Here is a 20,214-nt window from a genome sequence, read left to right on the forward strand (position 1 = left end):
TAAGGGAAGGAGAAGGAGATAACCAATTTACGGATGAAATGCCGACAGTCTCCAAATGATTGTTTTTATCAAACTTGTGATGGAAATGGTGTTCAAGATTGACTCTAAAGAGTGCCTTTTGGTCTACTGACTATATGTCGTTTTCTTTGTTATATTGGATCATATCTGAAGGGATGAAAGGGGGATTAAAGCGGTGAAATCCGTTTCCGGGGAGAAGGCAGCGCTGCTGGTTCGATTTTTTATACCGTATGCTGTCATTTTGGTGGGCTCTCTATTGGTTGGATGGTTTGCTTATGGGAAGACTGCAGGTCTTATCGAAAGCGAGACGGTAAGAAGCACCTCCGCCGCTCTGCAGCAAATCCAGGAAGCGCTGGATCAGAGATTTGCTGAAATCGAGAACATGGCACGGCAGATGTCGAGCGAATCGAAGGTGCTGTCTTTTCAATTTGAGAAAGAACCGTTTGTCGGAACAGGTCCTTACCGTCTATGGGATTTGGAAAAGAGTTTGTTTAATTACAAATTGTTCAATCATTTCATATTGGATTATTACATTGCTTACAGGAACAGCAACATGATCGTCTCACCTCGTAAGGTGTATACGGCGGACCAGTATTATCGTTTGCAACTGCACTATGACGACCAGTCATTAAGCGAGTGGAAGCAAGCTCTGTTTGGGCAGTATCATTATAAAACGTATGCCCCGGGCCGTTCGGTCGTATATGAAGGCAAACCTTACTCGGTTGTCAGCTATATGCAATCCTTCGGGAATAAAATGAGCAGCGGGGTTGTTACTGTACTGATTAACAACATGCAGATTCAGGACATGCTTCGCAAAGTCGATCCGGAACAAGAGGGTTTTGCCTACATAGCGGATCAGAACGGCAACTTGATCAGTTCCATAGGTTTGAAAGAACCGGATATTGTGAAAGCGCTTCCCAAACGAGGGGGCTACTCCCATATCCAATTGGGCGGACAGGAAATGCTGGTGACGCAATCCACGTCCAAATACAATGGCTGGAGCTATGTATCCGCTCAACCGAAATCCGTGGTGCTGCAAAAGGTGAATTATATTAAACAGCTGACATTGACGATCTTTATGACAGCTCTTCTGCTGGGGTTTGGGATCGCCGGCTATTTTGCATATCGAAGCAGCAGACCACTCCTTAAGATCCTCCAGCTTCTGCCGTCATCCTCACGGGATGCAAAACATGTGGTTTCTCGTAACGCGGTTGATTATATCGGACATTCCGTGTCCGAGCTGATTGAAAGTCATGATACGCTGAAGGAACGGTTGGAAGAGCAGATTCCGATGCTGCGAAATGTCGTGGTTGACAGGCTTCTGAAGGGTAGCTTCACGTCGATGCAGGAGATAGAGGCTGCCATGGAACACGCACAAGTCCAGCTTCGGGGATCTCATCATGCGGTTGCGCTTCTTCATATTCGGGGATATCAGGAGCCGTTTATGGAAGAGATGCTGATGGAGCTCGATATTGTAAAAATCAACCTCCGCGACCGGCTTCAAGCATTATGCGGGGAGGAGGTGCTGCTGCATGATTTTGGTGAAAACCAATTGGTCCTGATCCTGTCGGGAACGGCAGTAGACAATGCGGATTTTATGACACAGATGCGAGCGAATATACGGGTAATTTACGAGCAATTGAGCGGAATCTCAGATACAGGCCTGTATATGGCTGTAGGCGAGTGCCAGTCCAGCATTGCTGAGTTATACCGTTCCTACGGGGAGGCCAGGTTTGTGCTTCATCATGCAGGATGGAGCGAGAAGGCTCCTATCTTATATCATGCTGAGATGGAAACGCCGGCCTTCTCCTATTATTACCCGGCCGATGAAGAGATGAGGTTGATCCAGCTTGTGAAGGCAGGCAATGTGGATCAGACGCAGCAGTTGCTGCTGCAGATCAAGGAGAAGAACAGGTCGGAGCGGCAATTGCCGATGGCCGTGGAGAAGCTCCTTGCCCAGGAACTTAGCGGTACCTTAATGAAATGCTGCGAACCCACAGAGAAAGATGGAAGCGGCAGAAAGGAGGAAATGGAAGCCGTCATCCGAGCATTAAATCCGGTTCTGCCCCCAGCCGAAGCCATGAACATACTCTATGCTGCTTTTATTCGGCTCTGTCGGAAAAACGAGGAGAGGAAGAAGAGCCATAATGACCATTTAACGAGCCGACTGCTTACCTATATCGAGAGGCACTATGGGGAAAGTGATTTGAGTTTAACCGCGCTCGCCCGGGAAACACGCACCTCTGAGGCTTATGTATCTTACTTCTTTAAGGAGCAAACAGGCTTGAATTTCTCGGACTATCTGGAGCAACTCCGAATGGATGAGGCGAAGCGGGAATTGGCGTCAAGCGACAGACCGGTAAGTGACATTGCTGCTTCTGTTGGCTATCTCTCACTCAACACCTTCAGCCGTGCGTTTAAACGGGTAAACGGCATTAGCGCGACCGAGTATAGACGTCTTCAACGCGCAGAAGAACATGCTTAATCTAAAGAAATGCACAGTGCATGATTGATGAATAACAGCCCATTCTAAAATTCTGAATAATCGACCGGAAACATGAAGATTTACGCTGATCCACGCAGCTGTATATACTCCAATCACGGACCGCACCCGGGACGAATCCATTGAAGATTGGAGTGGTAGCCGCTGAGTGGCTGGAAGAGCATCATCCGTAGCTGGCAGTTGTATGCGCTTTTTTTTCTTCCGCTGCTGTACATCATTATTTTCAAGTATGTGCCGATGTACGGCGCGCAAATTGCGTTTAAAGAGTTCAACGTCACGAAGGGGATCAACGGAAGTCCATGGGTAGGATTTGCCCAGTTCGAACGCTTCTTTGAATCGCATGAATTCTGGCGATTGCTGAAGAATACGTTCTCCATCAGCTTGTACACACTGATAGCCAGTTTCCCGTTTCCCATTATGCTTGCACTTGGACTGAATTATGTAAGGAACCGGCGCTTCAAGAACACCGTCCAAATGGTTACATACGCGCCTTATTTCATCTCTCTGGTCGTGCTGGTGGGCTTGATGCTGCAGTTTATGGATCCAAGAACGGGACTCATCAATACGATGCTCGGCTGGATCGGCCTGGGTCCGTTTCATTTCATGGCGGAGGCCTCCTGGTTTCAGTCGATCTATGTATGGTCCCATATTTGGCAGAATGTCGGGTTTTCCTGCATCATTTTTTTGGCAACGCTTTCAGGGATTGATCCGGCTCTCCATGAAGCAGCCGTCATGGATGGAGCCACGAAGATGCAGCGGATGCGCCACATTGATCTCCCGGGCATCATGCCCATCGCCATGATTTTACTCATTCTGAGTACGGGGCAAATGCTCGAGACCGGCTTCGAAAAAATTCTGTTAATGCAGAATGCACTGAATTTGCGTTCATCCGAAGTCATTGACACGTACGTGTACAAGGTGGGATTGGTATCCCAAGCAATGAATTTTTCATATGCCACGGCGATTGGGTTGTTTAAAGCGATCATCGGTTTCGTGCTGCTGTTGATCGTGAACCAAACGGCCAAAAAGCTGAAGCAGGAGAGTCTATGGTAAGGAAGGGGGGACTTGTATGCAATCACCTGCCATGAAGGAATCCGGCTCGGATCGCGTTTTTACGGTGGTCAACTACGCGATGTTATCCGTTTTCCTAATCATTGTGTTGTATCCGCTGATATATGTAGTCAGCGCCTCATTCAGTTCCAGCAGCGCGGTCTTGTCGGGAAAGGTATGGCTGTGGCCCGTCGAACCGACCCTCGAAGGCTACCGTGCGGTATTCAAAAATACGATGGTTGCCAAAGGCTTTATGAACACGCTGTTCTATACGCTGGCAGGCACGATGATCAATCTCATTCTGTCCGTCATGGCAGCATACCCGTTGTCACGCAAAGATTTTCGGGGTAGAAACATGTTCATGCTGCTGTTCGTGTTCACGATGCTATTTAATGGAGGGTTGATCCCGACCTACCTGCTGGTGAAGGATCTCGGCATGATTGACACGATATGGTCGATGCTGATTCCGGGGGCGCTGTCGGTGTGGAATGTCATCATCATGCGCACGTATTTCCAGACGACCATCCCGCAGGAACTGCTGGAGGCTTCACAGCTGGACGGCTGTACGGATTTTCGCTTCCTGTGGCGCATCGTGCTGCCTCTTTCGGGTCCGATCTTGGCTGTCATTGCCTTGTTCTATGCCGTTGGACACTGGAATCAATATTTCAACGCGATGATTTATTTGAAGAGCGCGGATTTGTACCCGCTCCAGCTCGTGCTTCGTGATATTCTGGTGCAGAACGAGGTGAATATCGAAATGCTCGGCGATGCCAAAACCGCTGCGGCCCGGCAAGGGCTGCGGGAGCTGCTGAAATATTCGCTGATCGTGGTGACCTCGGTACCGCTGTTGATCGTATATCCGTTTTTGCAGAAATTTTTTGTCAAAGGGGTCATGATCGGATCATTAAAGGGATAAAACATCCATATTTCAGGAGGGCGGGACGTTATGAGAAAAAGAACACGGGTGATCATGGGGGCATTCACCGCATTCAGTATCCTTCTTGCAGGTTGTACGGGTTCACAGAGCCCGAAGGGCTCGGATGAGACGCCAAATGTGGGTACCGAGCCTATCGCCTTATCCGCACCGTGGACCTATCCGCTGGTTCAAGAGAAAACCACGTTAAAGGTGATGGTGCGGGGAAATCCGCTGGTCGAGAATTTCGAAACGAATGAATTCACCAAATGGTATGAAGAAAAAACGAATGTGCACATCGAGTGGGAGGTCGTTCCGGAGCAGAGCATGCAGGAGAAGCTGAATCTCGTTCTTGCCAGCGAGGATTATCCAGACGTCATTATGGGTTTAAATATTTCGCCGGCGCAGCAGATGATATACGGCTCGCAAGGCGCCTTTCTTCCGTTGAATGATTTGATTGAGAAGCAGGGGCCGAATACGAAGAAAATATTCCAGGATAACCCGGAGATCCAATCCACAATAACGGCGCTGGACGGCAATATTTATGCGCTTCCGGAAGTGAATGAATGCTACCACTGTTCCATGAGCCAGAAAATGTGGATATACGAGCCTTGGCTGAAGAAACTCAATCTTGAGATGCCGGAAACCACGGATGAGTTGTACGAGGTGCTGAAAGCTTTTAAAGAACAAGACCCGAACGGGAATGGCGTCCAGGATGAAATTCCGTTGTCGATTTCACCGAAATCCTGGAGCTCTTCCATTGATGCGTTCCTGTTGAACTCCTTCATCTATAATCCGGTTTACGGCTCAAGTTACAAGCATATATTCATAAAAGACGATAAGCTTGACGTCGCCTTCAACAAACCGGAGTGGAGGGAAGGCTTGCGGTACATGAATAAGCTGTACGCTGAGGGGCTGCTCGCTCCGGAGTCATTCACGCAGGATGACAATCAGCTGATCCAGATCGGCGAGAACCCCGATAACGTACTTCTTGGCGCTTCAACCGGCGGGCACCAGGGTATATTTACCCAACTCCTCGGCGAAAGCGGAAGATGGTTGGAATATAAGACGGTACCGCCGCTCAAAGGACCGAACGGAGTTCGCTATGCTGCTCTGGATTCCACCGGATTGAATCCGGGTGCCTTTGTCATCACGAAGAAGGCCAAGCATCCTGAGCTTGCCCTGCGATGGGCGGATGGGTTGTACGAACGGGAGCATACGCTGCGAAGCGTGTATGGTCGCCCGGACGAGGAATGGCGGGAAGCAAAGGACGGAGAGATCGGCATCAACGGAGAGCCCGCGGTCTGGTCAGAGCTGAAGTCTTACGGCACGGTACAGAATATAGCCTGGATTCAAACCGGTCCGAGTCTGCGGACGAATGATTTCCGCCTGAGCGCCGTTGCCAAAGGAGACGACGATCTGGAAGTCATTCTGTACAATGAAACGAAAAATAAATACGAACCTTACAAACCAACGGATGTCAGCACCGTGCCGCCGTTATTTCTAACGAACGAGCAGGCGTCCGAGGTAGCGGATCTGTCCAAGACAATCAATGATTATGTTGACGAAATGATGGCCCGCTTCGTGATCGGCGATGCCGATCTGGATAAGGACTGGGATGGTTACGTTAAGCAATTGGAAGCAATGAACGTAGCCCGCTATCTGGAAATTTATCAGGAAGCGTATGATGGAAGAAGCAAATAAAGGAGGGATTGCAGGATGAGAGTTGGCGTAAGCACCTACAGTTTGCTGCCCGCTATCCGTGCAGGAGAGATGACGGTGCTGGATGTGGTGGATTGGATAGCGGAGAACGGCGGGCAGCACATGGAGATCGTGCCCTACGGATTTACGCTGGAGGACAATCCCGGGCTTGCCGATGAGGTCCGTGAGCGGGCGGCGAAAGTCGGCATCGCGTTATCCAACTATTCGATGCCCGCTAATTTTGTCCAGGAGAGCCGGGACGCCTTCGAGACGGAGGTCGAGCGGATCAAGCGCCATGTGGATACGGTGAATCGGTTAGGAATGAAGCATATGCGTCATGACGTGACGGCGTTCACGCTGCCGCCGGAGAAGATGGGCATTGATTATGTGGAAACCCATCTGGATATGATTGTGGAAGGATGTCGGCTCATAGCAGATTACGCAGACTTTTATGGTATTACGACAACAATCGAGAACCATGGCGTGAGCGTACAGGCGAGCGATCGTGTACAGCGTGTGCTTCAGGCGGTCGACCGCCCGAACTTCAAGACGACACTGGATATCGGGAACTTTCTATGCGTTGACGAGCAGCCGCTTGTTGGTGTGAAACGAAATTTACCGTTTGCCTCGCTCATCCATGTGAAAGACTTCTATTATCGTCCGTTTGATCAGGACCCGGGCGGGGGAAAGTGGTTCAGAACATCCCATGGCAATTACCTCCGAGGCTCGATCTTTGGCCAAGGAGATCTCGATGTGCGCAGGATTTTGCGTCTCATTAAGACTGAAGGTTATGACGGAGATATTACGCTGGAATTCGAAGGTATGGAAGAATGCCGGGAAGGAACCCGGCTGGGTCTGGACAATCTGAAGCGGTTGTGGGACGAAGCATAGGTGGTTGCGTTACGGAAATTATATGCTCATAGCGAAATATACATGGAATAACAGAACAGCCTGAAAGTCGCGCTAAGCGCGACTTTTTTGTTTTATGAGACCTTGAGTTAGAGGCGTTTATTTCATCATATGAACTAATGACTTGGCACTTGGATATAGATTGGTTGTTTTCCTCATTGCATCAGATTGGCAATGATTTTACATTCGGTTCGAATTCATATAAGATATAACGTGGATATTGATTATCCGCTTTAATCGTGAATGGATAGATGCGTATGTAGTTTAGATTACGAACGAACCGATATTTTCGTGAATTGAGGTGCTGTTAGATGCATATGAAAACCGGCGTGGAACAGTCGGTGTATGCCCTGGTTCTATTGAATATGTTGCCGGACAAGGCGGTACTGCCCGGGGAAGCGATTAGCCAGCAGTTGGGTACATCGGCAACCTATTTTCAGAAACTGTTAAGGAAGCTGGTAACAGCAGACATCATCACATCAGTACCCGGTATCAAGGGCGGTTTTAGATTAAAAAAGAAACCGGAGGATATCCGTGTATACGACGTATACCTCGCGGTGGAAGGACAGCAGTCCCTCTATTCATGCAACGGAATTCTGGTAGACATGCTGGATTTGGAAAAAGAAGAGAGTTGCTGTCTGTTATCCGATTTAATGGAGGAAGCGGAATCTTCCTGGAAGGCTGTATTAAAGCGGGAGACCATTGCTTCGCTGTCAGAGGAGATGTGCGGTGAACGCTTTAAGGATAAGGTTGCGGCTTTAGAGGAATGGATCAACAACAAAATGGTCATCTAACCGAGGAAGGGATGAAATTTCATGAGACTAAGCGTATTGGATCAGGCACCCGTAACAAGCGGCAACACAGCGGAAGGCGCCTTGAAAAAAGCGGAAGAACTGGCTATTCTGGCAGATGAATTGGGATACAGCCGAATGTGGATGGCCGAGCATCATGGGGGAAATACCTTTGCCAGCTCCGCACCCGAAGTGACGGCAGCCCGGCTTGCGGCAAAAACCGATCGGATTCGCATCGGTACCGGCGGCGTCATGATGATGCATTATTCTCCCCTAAAACTCGCGGAAGTGTTTAAGACGTTAAGCGCTTTTACTCCGGGCAGGATTGATTTCGGTGTAGGACGAGCGCCAGGCGGTGATACAAGTGCGATGTACGCTTTGTCTGAAGGGCGGCAGCTGATGCTTCATAACATGTATGATAAGCTGGCCGTAACCATGCAGCTCCTTCGTGATGAGGTCCCGGAAGATGAGCTGTATGCTAAAAACGCCGCTGCTCCAACCGAAGTTGCCCTGCCGGAAGTGTGGCTGCTCGGTTCCAGCGGCAACAGTGCCTTAAAAGCGGCTCAGATGGGGGTCGGGTACTCCTTCGCGCAATTCTTTAACGGAGCGATGAGCAACGAGATATTAGATCATTACCGCGATAACTACCAGCCATCCATATTCATGAAAAAGCCGGAGATTAACGTATCCTATATGGTGACAACGGCCGAAACGAAGGAAGAAGCCGAGTATGAAGCGCTGCCGCAGGATATTTTCCGATTGATGATGAGCAAGGGCCGGATTACGCAGGTGCTGACGCCCGAAGAAGCTCAGAATGTGTCCTTAACGGAAATCGACCGGATGGCTATTCAGGAAGGCCGCAAGATTCATCTTGTGGGAGCGGTAAAGGATATCGCGGCACGCTTACAGGAAGAGCAAGCGCACTACGGATTCCAGGAAGCGATGATATGCAGCATTCCGCATTCGCAGGAAAAGCGGCTGGAGGTTTATCGCCTGCTTGCACGCGAGCTGCTTTAATTCAATAAAGTAGGTGAAGGGATAGGCAAATGCCTGTCCCTTTTTATAAAGGTGAAATTATCTTCATCCCTTACGAGAGCGAATCTGTTAGAATAGTAAAAAACTAGCTATTGCCATCGTTCGCAGCAGTTAGGAGATCTTATGCCGTTTACATTCGCTCATCCCGTCATCACGATGCCTTGGTGGAAGAAGAAATCGCTGCTCAATCAGATTCCCTTCCTCACCCAATTGATACATATCGGCCCCGTACAAATTCCGGTGTATAAATTATGTCAGCATGGCAGTAGTCTGTTGGGGTTGATCCTGATCTTATGCAGGATTCATCGCCACTTGTATGTAGCATCAACGCAAAGAGATCATTCGTATCCGGTTCTACCTTTTTGGTGTGTATATATGGTGATCTACATTCTGGTTATGCTCATGGCCATGATGACGGTTGTTGATGGTGAAGGGATGACGTTTGTATTACAGCTTGTCGTTCCGGCCATCAGCAGATTCATGCTTGCAATACTTGTAACGTGTCTTGTCTTTTGGCAGGCTGCAAGGGGCAGATAGCAAATCTAGTAAATCGAATAGGAATCGACAGGAGGATCGTTATGTTAACCGTTGAGCAATTCACGCATAGGGGAATCCACTTTTTAAATGAAGATGCACTTGTCATAAATGAGCGGGCCTCATTGTATGGCGTGTTAGATGGGGTTTCATCTATCGTCCCATACCTCAGCGACAAGAAGGAAACCGGAGGATACATCGCTGCTCAAACCGTGAAGAACTACTTCGAATCACTGGACCGAGTTGAACAGCTTACGGAGCATATTGCGGCAGCAAACCAAAAGCTAAGAGAACTTATGCTGCAAGCGAATATTAATATGAAGAAAAAAGATGGCCTCTGGGGTACTGCCCTTGCTCTTGTTCAAATTCAAGAGGACCGAGTGGAATTTATTCAGACAGGCGACTGCATGATTCTTGCCGTATACCAAGATGGGGAGGTTCGCCCGTTAACCTGGAGGCAAGTCGCTCATTTAGAATCTCCGGCGATCGCAAAATGGGAGGAGGGCGTGAAAAAGGGATTGTCCAATCAAAAAGACCTCCACGGGACGGTGATTGATATCATCAGGGAGAATCGCTTTCAGAGTAACACGAATGGAGGCTATGGCGTATTAAACGGGGAAGCCCACGCCGCCCATTTTCTCGAATACGGAAAGATCAACAGGTCACGATTGAAGCACGTAATCATATTATCGGATGGTTTGTTTTGGCCTACCAAGGATGTGCCGAGTCATCGTTCTTACTGGGAACATGTCGCACAGCGTATACTCGAAACGGGCGTTGAGCAGTATGCGCGCGAATTAATAGAGATCGAAGAGGCTGACCCTGAGTGCTTAAAACATGCAAGATTCAAAAAATCCGATGACAAAACAGGCATGGTGCTTCACTTTAACAACCCATAGATGGTCAATCGATAAAAACATTAATTACCTACCAGAACCCGTGTATATCACGGGTTGTTTTTTTATTGCGGGATAATGGGGCACCCTCACCATATGAGAGATCTTTTTAGGAAACACTGACACATTGTCGTCAGTGTTTTGCTTTTATCATGAAATAAAACTCGAGAGCGAGGTAAATCTATGACTCATGATCAAGCTGATATCAAGTACCAGGGTTCTGAAACTTCCGTGCGTCCCTTCCACATTCACGTACCTCAAAAGGACATTGACGATTTGCAGACTCGTATTGCCCAAACTCGGTGGCCTTCCCAATTACCTGGAGGTGGTTGGAGTCGGGGCATTCCTGCCCTATACCTTAAAGAGCTGGTGGAATACTGGCAGAATGAATATGACTGGCGTGAGCATGAGCGAAAACTCAATGCATTTCCGCAGTTTATAACGGACATTGAGGGTCAGCAGATCCACTTTCTTCATGTACGATCTCCCGAGCCTCATGCCCTACCGTTGATCATGACGCATAGTTGGCCAAATTCCATTGTTGAATTCATGAATATCATTGGACCATTATCCAATCCAAGAGCATACGGTGGAGATCCAAGCATGGCGTTCCATATCGTGGCACCTTCACTTCCAGGGTTCGCCTTTTCCACTTTTCCGGAGCCGGCAGATGAGACACCGTGGAGCATCCAACGCGTTGCCCGAGTTTGGGCCGAATTGATGCGCAGGCTCGGTTATGATCGTTACGGTGCCCATGGCAATGATGCTGGTGCACTAGTTTCCCCCGAGTTGGCTATCCTTGACGCTGAGCATGTGATTGGTGTTCATATTACAGGAGGGCTAGGTATCCCAATGGGAGATCCGAGCGAATTGGACGGGCTCCGTGAGGAGGAAATGGCCGAAATCTCCCATCTAACCGAGCTGTTTGCGGGAGGGAGTGGTTATGCACCTTATCTGACCAACCGGCCGCAAACACTAAGTTATGGGCTTCTTGACTCACCGGTGGCAGGACTTGCTTACCTTGTTGAGCGGTTTAAAGAATTTGACGGATGGCCCAACAACACGGAAGAGATTCCTCAAGAACCGATCCATAAAGATCTGCTGCTCACTAACGCAGGCGTTTATTGGTTCACGCAGACAGCTGCTTCCTCGTCCTGGACCTATTATGAAGGAGCAGCTGGGATGCCAACAAATCAGATGAAAGTACCGACAGGGGTTTCCCATGGGGGAGGTTCTGTATTCCGGCGTATTGCTGAAACCAAGAACAACATTATCCACTGGTCGAATCGAGAGAGTGGCAGTCATATGGTTGCCATGGCAGACCCGAAATCACTTATAGAGGATATAAGAGCATTTTTCAGCAAACTTTGCTGATCTTCTGTGATCGACTAAAGATAGTAGTCGAACCACTGGGAGCAAACTTACCGTGACCACCGGTATCACGAAAACGATATAAGCATGCTTTGCCTAACAACATTTTCATGTCCATTTCATATTTTATGGTGATGGCATGGAAGCGGGAGGTATGTAGTATGGGCCAAGGAACGCAAAGAAAACGCAGACAAGGAAATTCCAAAAAAGCGACGGTTAAACAATTGGCGTTTATTGCAGCCATTTTAATATTAATTGCCTCGGCTATAGGCCTCTACGTTGCTTATGATGATTTGTTCGAGGATGAAGGCGTTGAAGTTGTCGTATAACCAAGTGGGTTTTGATAAACCAACCTCCATAAACGTTTAACATATATGACATATCGAAGTTCTGCTTCAATATGAAGGCAGCCGTTCTGATCATTAGAACAGGCTGCCTTTGTCATGGATTCTTTTATGGCAGAGAGTTAGGAGTCTACTTCGTTTTTGGTCGTAGGCGTAATCGGACCATAATGATGAGGGAGCAATTTCATGCCGGCGTGATCCAGATGGACTTCAACATGAACGGTTTCCAGTGCGCCTGCTTCAATCGGTTGGGCAGAGGACTGATTGATTTTTTTCCAAAGCTTGGAGTCCTTCCTGAACAATACGTGCTCCAAGCTGAATAGGTCCGTTTTTGAAGCAACCCCGTTTTTAAACGTAGTTAGAATTTCCTCCCGCACTTCCGCTGCTGCCTGTATTTCGATTTCAGTCTTGGTCATGTCATCGAGAGCTTCATCCACGCTTCCATTTAACTTCAGATGAACGCGGTATTTGGGCATTCCGTTAACAACAACTAATTCTTTGCGAACTTTGGGATTTGTTAATACCACGACCCCTGCATATTCGCCGCGCTTATTCGTGATCTGGATGTGAGATCGTTTCGTATCGGTTTCCAGCCAACGCAAGCCTGTGAGTTTATCATTGGTGAATAAGCCATTCGATACCCCTTTAGATATAGCAAATACTCCGTTAATCACCAATTTCGGATTATCTTTTTGGTTTAAGCTCCAGGTCTTTTTATCAACCGACAGATTAGGAAGCAACACCGTGCTGGCTGGTTCTGTAATCAGCGCCATGAAATCGAAATATCGAATCGGTACGATATAGGATCTTTGTTTAAACTCCTCAGTAGGTTCATGAGCTAACGTATTCAATTGGGAGAGGTTGAAGAACGCAGGGACAGTAAACAATTGGTCGATGGAGTCTTTTGTACCATATACCCAAGGTGTCATACGAACCTCCTGATACCGGCCGATGGTATCCAGTTTGGTTAGGACATTTGATTTCAGAATGTTCTCACTAAGTAGAATACAGGAAATATGGCTCCAACTGGTTCGTTCCTGTAAGGTATCGTACAGGGCGTTTATCGCCATGTCCAATGTTTTACCCCTTGTTTTGGAAGTCCACACCTGGGATGGCTTTTCCGCCTTTCCGGTTTCGGTTTTGGCTACGGATGTAAAATCCATCATTTGGGTATATACAACGAAGTCACCGTCCTCCTGATCGATGCCGATGGCTGTGATGTAATTCATGTCTTGTATTTCCTTGATGTCCCAGCAACCCGTTAACAGGTTTAGAATTACCATTAACAACATTAATTTTATGATTCTGACGCAAATTGTCATCTCATGTAGGTTCCCTTTCTTCAGATGTGTCATCTATCGTCTGAAGCATTTCCGGTCGGTTTTTGTTGAAAGCCCATGGTTTTTTTAAGAGGGAGCTCAACAGATCCTTGTAGGTTAATGGTGATAGAGGAGCTAGATACGGAAGACCGAAGGATTCCAATACAGAGAGGTAGGCAATGAGACTTAATATTCCGATGAAGAATCCGAGCATGCCTAGCAAGGAAGACCATACCAGCACATATAGACGAATAATGCTGACCGTCCCGCTTAGTGTTTGATTGACTAATGTAAAAGTCGCAACTGCGGTTGTTGCAGATACAACCAGCATGGTGGGTGACGTAAGTCCCGCGCGGATGGCAGCATCGCCGATAATCAGACCGCCCAGGACAGCAATGGTTTGACCGACTGCTTTGGGCAGCCTGATCCCAGCCTCCCTGAATAATTCGAACATGCCCAGCATTAATAAGATCTCCATTGGCGCGGAGAGCGGAAGCCCGAATCTGGAGACGGTGACGGTCGCAAGAAGGAGAAAGGGAAGCTGATCCATGTTGTAGCATGTCAAGGCAACCCAAAATCCCGGGAGCATAATGGCAAGAGATAGACCTAACAACCTGAGAAGTCGCTCAAAGATTACAAAGTGGTAAGGGAAATAAGAATCTTCTGGTGTTTTTAATAATTCCAGTAAGTTGCATGGTGCAATCAATGCCATTGGCGATCCATCCACAAGAATGGCAAAACGCCCTTTAAGCAAGCACTCCACGACAAAATCCGGCCTGCCAATGTAGTCCATAAGTGGAAACAGGGACAGGGTAGAATCGGAAAGCGCCTCCTCCAGCTGACCGCTGGTTACCAGAGCATCGACTTTGATCCCTTTTAAACGCTCTTTAGCCTCATTGACAATCTCCGGGCGTATAATATCGGAAACATACAGAAGCGCTACTCTGGTCTGACTGCGATCGCCGATGATCATTTGTTCATTGTGGAGTGTGGCCGTGCGAAGTCGTTTTCGGACAAGTGCCACGTTCATGTTTAAATCCTCCGTAAAAGCGTCTCGCGCCCCTTTGATAGCCACCTCCGTATTGGATTCCTCAGGTTGTCTATTCGGACGCGCGGCGAGATCGATGGAATAAAAGCATTTTTCTGTTAAAAAAAATAGTATCATTCGTCCTGCAAACAGAAACTTTACGACATCGGCAGGCTGTTTAATTTTGCTCCATTCCATCGATTTATCCAGTTCTCTGGCTAACGGCTCCCAATCATTGAAGTGTTTCAGTTTTTCTTCCAGATCTGGCAGCACATATTGGGTCATCACCTTGGAATCAACCATGCCTTCGCTGTACAGCAGCAATACGGGAATAGCATCTTCATGCTTTCCCGGGAAAGATTTGATGACGACATCCGCGGAATTGGCAAACATGGAACGCAGGGATTCCTCATCCAACGTGTCGGATGCGGGCTCACGGTCCACATTAAACCTGGTTTGTTTCGATTTTCGGCGGAACATACCGTTTCGAGGTCTGTGATTTGTCATCTTTTATCCTCCGTTTGTTTTAGGTTTAAATGCTACTGCAATCGCAATGAAAAGCGTCAGCACGGAAAGAAAGCCTAAGAATGCCAGCGAGTATTTGCCCAGAACGAATAACTCGATTTGTCTATCGATTACCGGAATTAAGGAGAAGACAGACAATGCGACACCCACTCCTAATAAATACCAAAAGCGCTGTTTTGGTTTTTTAAAGGAAATACCGTCCGCCATGATAAACAGGAACAGAGAAATACGAATTAATGTCCCCGATATCCATTGGTACAAAGCGAGAAAATCGACATGCGTTATATATTTGGTAATGGTGACCAGCATCCACTGTTCGTATGCGGGATAGCGGGATTCCATGGCGGGAACAGGTCCGAATGCGGCGATAGCTCCCATCAATGGTCCCAACGTGAGTCCGCCCAGAAGAATAGATAATATGACAATCGAGAGGTAGTTCATCTTTCGTTTCATGTGATGCTGAAGAAAGATCAGTACGATCATCTCCATAAACCCGCCGCCGGCTACGATCATGCTCTTGAGCATAGGGGTGTAACCTTCCACGAATAGCGGTGTCAGCAATGAATAGTCCTTGTATTGAAGATTCGACACGGCTACAAAGTGGCCCAATACCCACACAATGGGGAGTAAGATGCCGGATATGATCGCTATCGAGCGAATCCCGTTATTTGCCACATAGACGCATAGCAAAATAATGGTTAGCGAGACGACCGTTTTGGGTGTTTGCGGCAGGTAGCTGACCTGAATCCATGTCGTAGTTTCTCTTAATATGACCATGGACATCCAAAAGAAATAGAGTGTCATGATACTCAAAAATATCCAGCCGATGACCGGACCAAAGCCATCTTTGAACCAGGAGAATATGGATTGTTGCTTTGTTCGCTTCATGATAAAGAACAAAATGTAGACCCAGCCAATATGCAGGATCATGGTCAGCAGGGTGCCCATCCATGCGTCGCGGCCCGCGTGCTGCAGAAGAAGCGGGATCAGGATAACATGATTGGTGATACCCAAGGATAACAGCATGATGAAGTAGATCTCGATCAATGATATCTTTTTGCTAGTCCGCATTATACTAATCTCCATGTGAGGGAATACATGCTAATCGATATAGTGAGTATTCACCGATTGCCGCATTTTATGTATAAGGGGAAGAAGTACAGCCATCGAGTTGCCGGATTAGTGTAGGACGGAGGGGGCGATGCCGAGAAATGGATCACCACTTGGAATGGAACATGAGAGTATCCTTCACATTCATAACTTGTTGGAGTATCTGTCGAATGGATGTGGTTTTTGCGATTACCCAAGAAATAATCCGGGGAAATCATCGGGCTGCTAATTAGCGAAACATCGAAAATCGGGTTGCTCTAAGAAATAAGGATTTCTAACCAGTAATCATACCGTTGACCTCAATTATTTAATGTGATTAATTAAAATGATTAATGACATTAAATAATTGCGATGAATGGTGAATGTGCAATCGATTAATGACATTAACAAATTGGATTTAATGTGATTAATTATCGCCTCTAAAGATTGTAACCAAGGGGCGGGGCAGGTTTTCTATTGCATAACAAAAGCATCGCAGATCCAATTATAATCGGACCTGCGATGCCCTTAAATATCTGTCACTTGTTTAACGGGAATGATCATTTCTTGATTGGCAAGTTGTAGCTTTCCCGAATAAAAGAGAAATAATGATCGGCGCGAACGACTTTGAAATCTGCCCCAAGCTGTTCGGTCAGCGCCAGCGCATCGGATGGAGTCATACTCCATGCTAACATACCGAGCGAGACGAACAACGGTGACTTACCATCCCAATTCGCTTTGGCTTCATTGAGCACCTGCAATCCGTCTTGAACGGTGCTGATCCCGCGGATCGTAGACACGGGCAGGCTGTCGCCGATAATTTCAACTCCATATTTGTCTTCATAACTAATAAATAACCCAGGTACGTTATATTCCTCCTCATAAGCTTCTGCTTTATCCGGTGACAACGGCACATTCTCGCTATCAACTCGGTTCAGTACATAAGGGATTGTCATTCCTGTCTTTCTCATATACTTTTCGGTTTGCTGCAAAAACGCCCGGAAGCTTGCATCAGGCCATGGACTCGGATAGAAGTAACCGGCACCGGAAGGCCCGGCAATAAGCAAATCATTCTCCGTTGCCGTGTTTTGATAGTAATTCAATATGGCAGGGGCACCTTCATAGAGCAGTGGGCTTGAAGTCCAGTTTATCGGAACCTTGCCTCTTGCCGGGTCATCCCACATGACGCGCATGCGATGCTGGTTATATTGAAAGTTGTCGCCTTCCGTAAAGGTGTATGTTACGTAAATTTTGTTCTCAAGCGCCGGCCGAGGAGGCGTTTTCGCCAGCTTGAAATCCGGCTTGGTTCCCGAGAAGACCGTCAGATTGCTGAACCAATCGGCTGCCAGCACATAGACGCCGTAACGGGAGGCAATCTCGACCGAGCTGAACTCGCCTTCCACATCATTGCTGAACCAGCCGAGGTAAGGGGTGCCCGGCTTCACATCGGACATAATTTTCTCGAAGAGCGCCTTTTGCTCAGGTACATTGGAATCGAGCCAGAATACCATCGCTTTATTGGCGACGGCGTAATCTCTTAAATAGCCATAGGGTTCCTGCTGCTCGGCAGAGGGAGGACGGATATTCCCTGCCGAAACCTTGTACTGGTTCCACATGTCGACTTCAGCGGTCAGTTCCTGAGTTCCCGAGGGCGGAGTGAATTCATACACAAAATAACTGCCGTTATCGGCAAAGCGGTGACCGCCTTGGCCTTCACTGAACTTCGAGTTTTGCCGATCATAGAGATAAGACTCTTCTTCAGGGGTTCCTGCAATGAATCTCGCTATCTCTTTGTCGTCAGCCTTGACCGTAACTTCATGTACTGCGGGTCCCCAACCATCCTGGGTGAAAGCATCATCAAAGCGCAGATAAACCGCTGATTCTCCCAAGAGCGAGGAGAGGTCGAGGTTATAAGTATCACGGTTGCTTGCATCCCGGACCTGCTGCTTCTCTTCGGCAATCGTGACGAACGATTCAGGCATTCCGGAAGGAATACGAATCGCTGTATCCGGATCCAGCCCGATCAGCATCTGATGAGTCGTCTGTTTCCACAGATGCTCATATTGCCAGGTGTAAGCATCAAGCCGGTTATTGAATTTGCCGCGAAGATCGTCTAGGATTTTCAAATTATGCGGGGCTTTGGACAATTGGGCGGCCAGTTCCGGACTGGCAACGACCGCATTCTTCAAACCTGCGAGCGTGGTGGCGACATTAATCGTATCAGGAACTTCTGGATCATATACAATCATGCCTTTAACCTCGCTGCGATAAGCGGAGAACACGTCCCAATAATCTTCATGAAGCGTGTAAGGCACCTTTATATCCGTAAGCCAGGTTAATTTCCCTTCTTCCTGGGATTCAATCAAATAGATTCGGGGCTCTTCCCTGTTAACGATTCCCTGCAAGGTCCCTAAAAACAATTTAATGTCACCTGGTTCATCATAAATATCTGCGACATCCAGATGCTTAGGCTTCTTGAAGCTTGGCAGTTCGCGGTTCTTGGAGCCGTTAGGTTGCGCTGACTGTGCATCCGTTCCCGAAGCGTAAGCTGCACCGGTCGTTAATGAAAAAGCACATAGGATAGCTAAACAGAGAATCGTGAATCTACGAGCCATGGCGAATTCACTCCTTGTTATGGTCTATGGTCAGAAATGGAAGCGTGTGTTCATCCGTAAACATCGTTCCTCCTTTTGCGGCCCAATAGCCGTCAACACTACGCTTATCAACACATATTTAATATATTCAAGTATGGTTTTACAAGTAGTTCGACAAAACTTCCTATAATTCTTGAAAATCAGGCAATTTAAACGCAGATATATCAAGGGTTTGTCGTAATGGGCTGTTGATCGACTCATGCTTGTTTATTGCGCTTGTATGTGTAAGGATATATTATATATTTCAAATATCATGAATGAATTGGTGATGTGATTAGAATGAGTACAAACGATCGAATTCCGTTGTATCAGCAAATCCAGGACTATATCCGACACGTCATAGCAGCAGAAAATATGAAGCCAGGTGACCGCATTCCGACAGAGAAGGAGCTGATGGATCAGTTTCATGTCAGTAAAATAACGGTTGCCAATGCCCTAACCGGATTAGCGAATGAGAAATTGATTGCCCGTGTGCCGGGTAAAGGCAGTTTTGTAGCAGAGGAGGCCGACTTCTCATCTGCGGGCCAGTCATCGACAATGCCGCTTAAGAGAAGAGACGGGATGCTGGCCACGGGCATGATTGGCGTGATTATGCCCACCATCCATGATTATTTCGCCATCAGACTCATTGAGGGAATCCAAGAGGCACTGAATCATGAAGGTTATCGCAGCATGATCATGTTGACCGATGGCAAGCTGGAAAAAGAAAAGGACGCCATCAAAGAGCTGAAGGCTCTTGGAGCCGAAGGTTTATTGATTTTCCCGGTCGACGAGGAGAACTACAACGAGGAAATACTGGGTATGAAGCTATCCGGTTTTCCTTTTGTGCTGATCGATCGGTATTTACCTGGGGTCGAGACCCACTATATTGCCGCCGATGGAAGGCGGGGCACGAGACTTGCCGTTGAACATCTTTGGGAGCTTGGACACCGGGACATCGCCATATGCTCGGATTCTCCCCTTCAAACCGTCACGGTTCAGGAGCGGATCGAAGGTTACATTGATGCTTTAAAAGACAAGGGCGCGTTAATCAATCCGGCGCATATGATTACGGATTTCAAACCGCTCAGCGTGCTCAAGGATGCCGAAGCTCATCCACTGTACCGGTATATCCGAAATCGCATGGTTACCGCCTATATTTCGCTGAACGGGAGATTGGGTGTGCAAATCTATCAAATGGCCAAGCAAGCGGGGCTTAACGTGCCGGAAGACGTTTCGATCGTCAGCTTCGACGATCCGACTTCCATCGTGGAGGAATTCAGCATATTTACCCATGTGAAGCAGTTTGAATCGGATATGGGGTATCAGGCAGCCGGAAAATTGCTCGAAGTATTGCGCGGTCATGGAGAAGTGAAGAGCTATAGCAAATTGCTGATTGAGCCTGAGCTTGTGATCCGCCAAACGTCGAGTCGTGTTCCACAAACGTAATATTTACGCTAAAAGCCTTTTCCGTTAACTAACGGAGAAGGCTTTTTTTAATTCTCTCTAAAAAACATATTGAATATATTGATATTATATATTATATTCTAGAAAAT

The 20,214-nt window shown here is 47.5% G+C and carries 16 protein-coding genes; 12 read left to right on the forward strand and 4 right to left on the reverse strand.

Annotated elements, in window-relative coordinates; genetic code table 11:
- Positions 1-193 precede the first annotated feature (193 nt).
- The 11 genes from ACOZB4_RS01475 (at position 194) to ACOZB4_RS01525 (ending at position 12,050) form a co-directional block, all read left to right on the forward strand.
- Positions 194-2,503 carry a helix-turn-helix domain-containing protein gene (locus ACOZB4_RS01475; protein ID WP_379405322.1) on the forward strand — a complete coding sequence of 770 codons (2,310 nt, stop codon included), beginning with the start codon at positions 194-196 and terminating at the stop codon, positions 2,501-2,503.
- A 198-nt stretch (positions 2,504-2,701) separates the two neighbouring features.
- On the forward strand, positions 2,702-3,574 hold the full coding sequence (locus tag ACOZB4_RS01480; RefSeq protein ID WP_379405324.1) for an ABC transporter permease: 873 nt from the start codon (positions 2,702-2,704) through the stop codon (positions 3,572-3,574).
- Between the two features lie 16 nt (positions 3,575-3,590).
- Positions 3,591-4,487, forward strand: coding sequence for a carbohydrate ABC transporter permease (locus ACOZB4_RS01485; RefSeq protein ID WP_076323443.1), 897 nt, complete (start codon positions 3,591-3,593; stop codon positions 4,485-4,487).
- A gap of 30 nt (positions 4,488-4,517) precedes the next feature.
- Complete coding sequence (locus tag ACOZB4_RS01490) at positions 4,518-6,188, forward strand: ABC transporter substrate-binding protein (RefSeq protein ID WP_379405326.1); 1,671 nt, start codon at positions 4,518-4,520, stop codon at positions 6,186-6,188.
- Positions 6,189-6,203: 15 nt separating this feature from the next.
- On the forward strand, positions 6,204-7,076 hold the full coding sequence (locus ACOZB4_RS01495) for a sugar phosphate isomerase/epimerase family protein (RefSeq protein WP_379405328.1): 873 nt from the start codon (positions 6,204-6,206) through the stop codon (positions 7,074-7,076).
- Between the two features lie 329 nt (positions 7,077-7,405).
- Positions 7,406-7,888: an Rrf2 family transcriptional regulator gene (locus tag ACOZB4_RS01500; protein ID WP_215161020.1), complete on the forward strand. Its 483-nt coding sequence runs from the start codon at positions 7,406-7,408 to the stop codon at positions 7,886-7,888.
- Positions 7,889-7,909: 21 nt separating this feature from the next.
- Positions 7,910-8,902: an LLM class flavin-dependent oxidoreductase gene (locus ACOZB4_RS01505; protein ID WP_379405330.1), complete on the forward strand. Its 993-nt coding sequence runs from the start codon at positions 7,910-7,912 to the stop codon at positions 8,900-8,902.
- A gap of 141 nt (positions 8,903-9,043) precedes the next feature.
- On the forward strand, positions 9,044-9,457 hold the full coding sequence (locus tag ACOZB4_RS01510) for a DUF4184 family protein (RefSeq protein WP_379405332.1): 414 nt from the start codon (positions 9,044-9,046) through the stop codon (positions 9,455-9,457).
- 41 nt (positions 9,458-9,498) lie between these two features.
- The gene (locus ACOZB4_RS01515) at positions 9,499-10,353 is read left to right on the forward strand and encodes a protein phosphatase 2C domain-containing protein (RefSeq protein WP_379405334.1); all 855 of its coding nucleotides are present in this window, start codon (positions 9,499-9,501) and stop codon (positions 10,351-10,353) included.
- 180 nt (positions 10,354-10,533) lie between these two features.
- Entirely contained in the window at positions 10,534-11,724 is a 1,191-nt protein-coding gene (locus ACOZB4_RS01520) for an epoxide hydrolase family protein (RefSeq protein ID WP_379405336.1), read from the forward strand.
- A 158-nt stretch (positions 11,725-11,882) separates the two neighbouring features.
- The gene (locus tag ACOZB4_RS01525; RefSeq protein WP_379405338.1) at positions 11,883-12,050 is read left to right on the forward strand and encodes a hypothetical protein; all 168 of its coding nucleotides are present in this window, start codon (positions 11,883-11,885) and stop codon (positions 12,048-12,050) included.
- Between the two features lie 137 nt (positions 12,051-12,187).
- Here the strand turns inward: ACOZB4_RS01525 and ACOZB4_RS01530 are convergent, their stop codons facing one another.
- The 4 genes from ACOZB4_RS01530 to ACOZB4_RS01545 form a co-directional block, all read right to left on the reverse strand.
- A complete protein-coding gene (locus tag ACOZB4_RS01530) occupies positions 12,188-13,420 on the reverse strand; it encodes a Ger(x)C family spore germination protein (RefSeq protein WP_379405340.1) in 1,233 nt (410 codons plus the stop codon).
- Positions 13,389-14,918 (reverse strand): spore germination protein, encoded by a 1,530-nt coding sequence (locus ACOZB4_RS01535; RefSeq protein WP_379405342.1) that lies wholly within the window; start codon positions 14,916-14,918, stop codon positions 13,389-13,391. The genes ACOZB4_RS01530 and ACOZB4_RS01535 overlap by 32 nt, the downstream gene beginning before the upstream one ends.
- A gap of 3 nt (positions 14,919-14,921) precedes the next feature.
- Positions 14,922-16,007 carry a GerAB/ArcD/ProY family transporter gene (locus ACOZB4_RS01540; RefSeq protein ID WP_379405344.1) on the reverse strand — a complete coding sequence of 362 codons (1,086 nt, stop codon included), beginning with the start codon at positions 16,005-16,007 and terminating at the stop codon, positions 14,922-14,924.
- A 578-nt stretch (positions 16,008-16,585) separates the two neighbouring features.
- Positions 16,586-18,640, reverse strand: coding sequence for a GxGYxYP domain-containing protein (locus tag ACOZB4_RS01545; protein ID WP_379405346.1), 2,055 nt, complete (start codon positions 18,638-18,640; stop codon positions 16,586-16,588).
- Between the two features lie 318 nt (positions 18,641-18,958).
- Here ACOZB4_RS01545 and ACOZB4_RS01550 point away from each other — a divergent pair, with 318 nt between their 5' ends.
- The gene (locus tag ACOZB4_RS01550) at positions 18,959-20,107 is read left to right on the forward strand and encodes a GntR family transcriptional regulator (protein WP_379405348.1); all 1,149 of its coding nucleotides are present in this window, start codon (positions 18,959-18,961) and stop codon (positions 20,105-20,107) included.
- Positions 20,108-20,214: the final 107 nt, after the last annotated feature.

Source organism: Paenibacillus sp. NPDC058898, from assembly GCF_049316025.1.
Taxonomy (GTDB): domain Bacteria; phylum Bacillota; class Bacilli; order Paenibacillales; family Paenibacillaceae; genus Paenibacillus_AQ.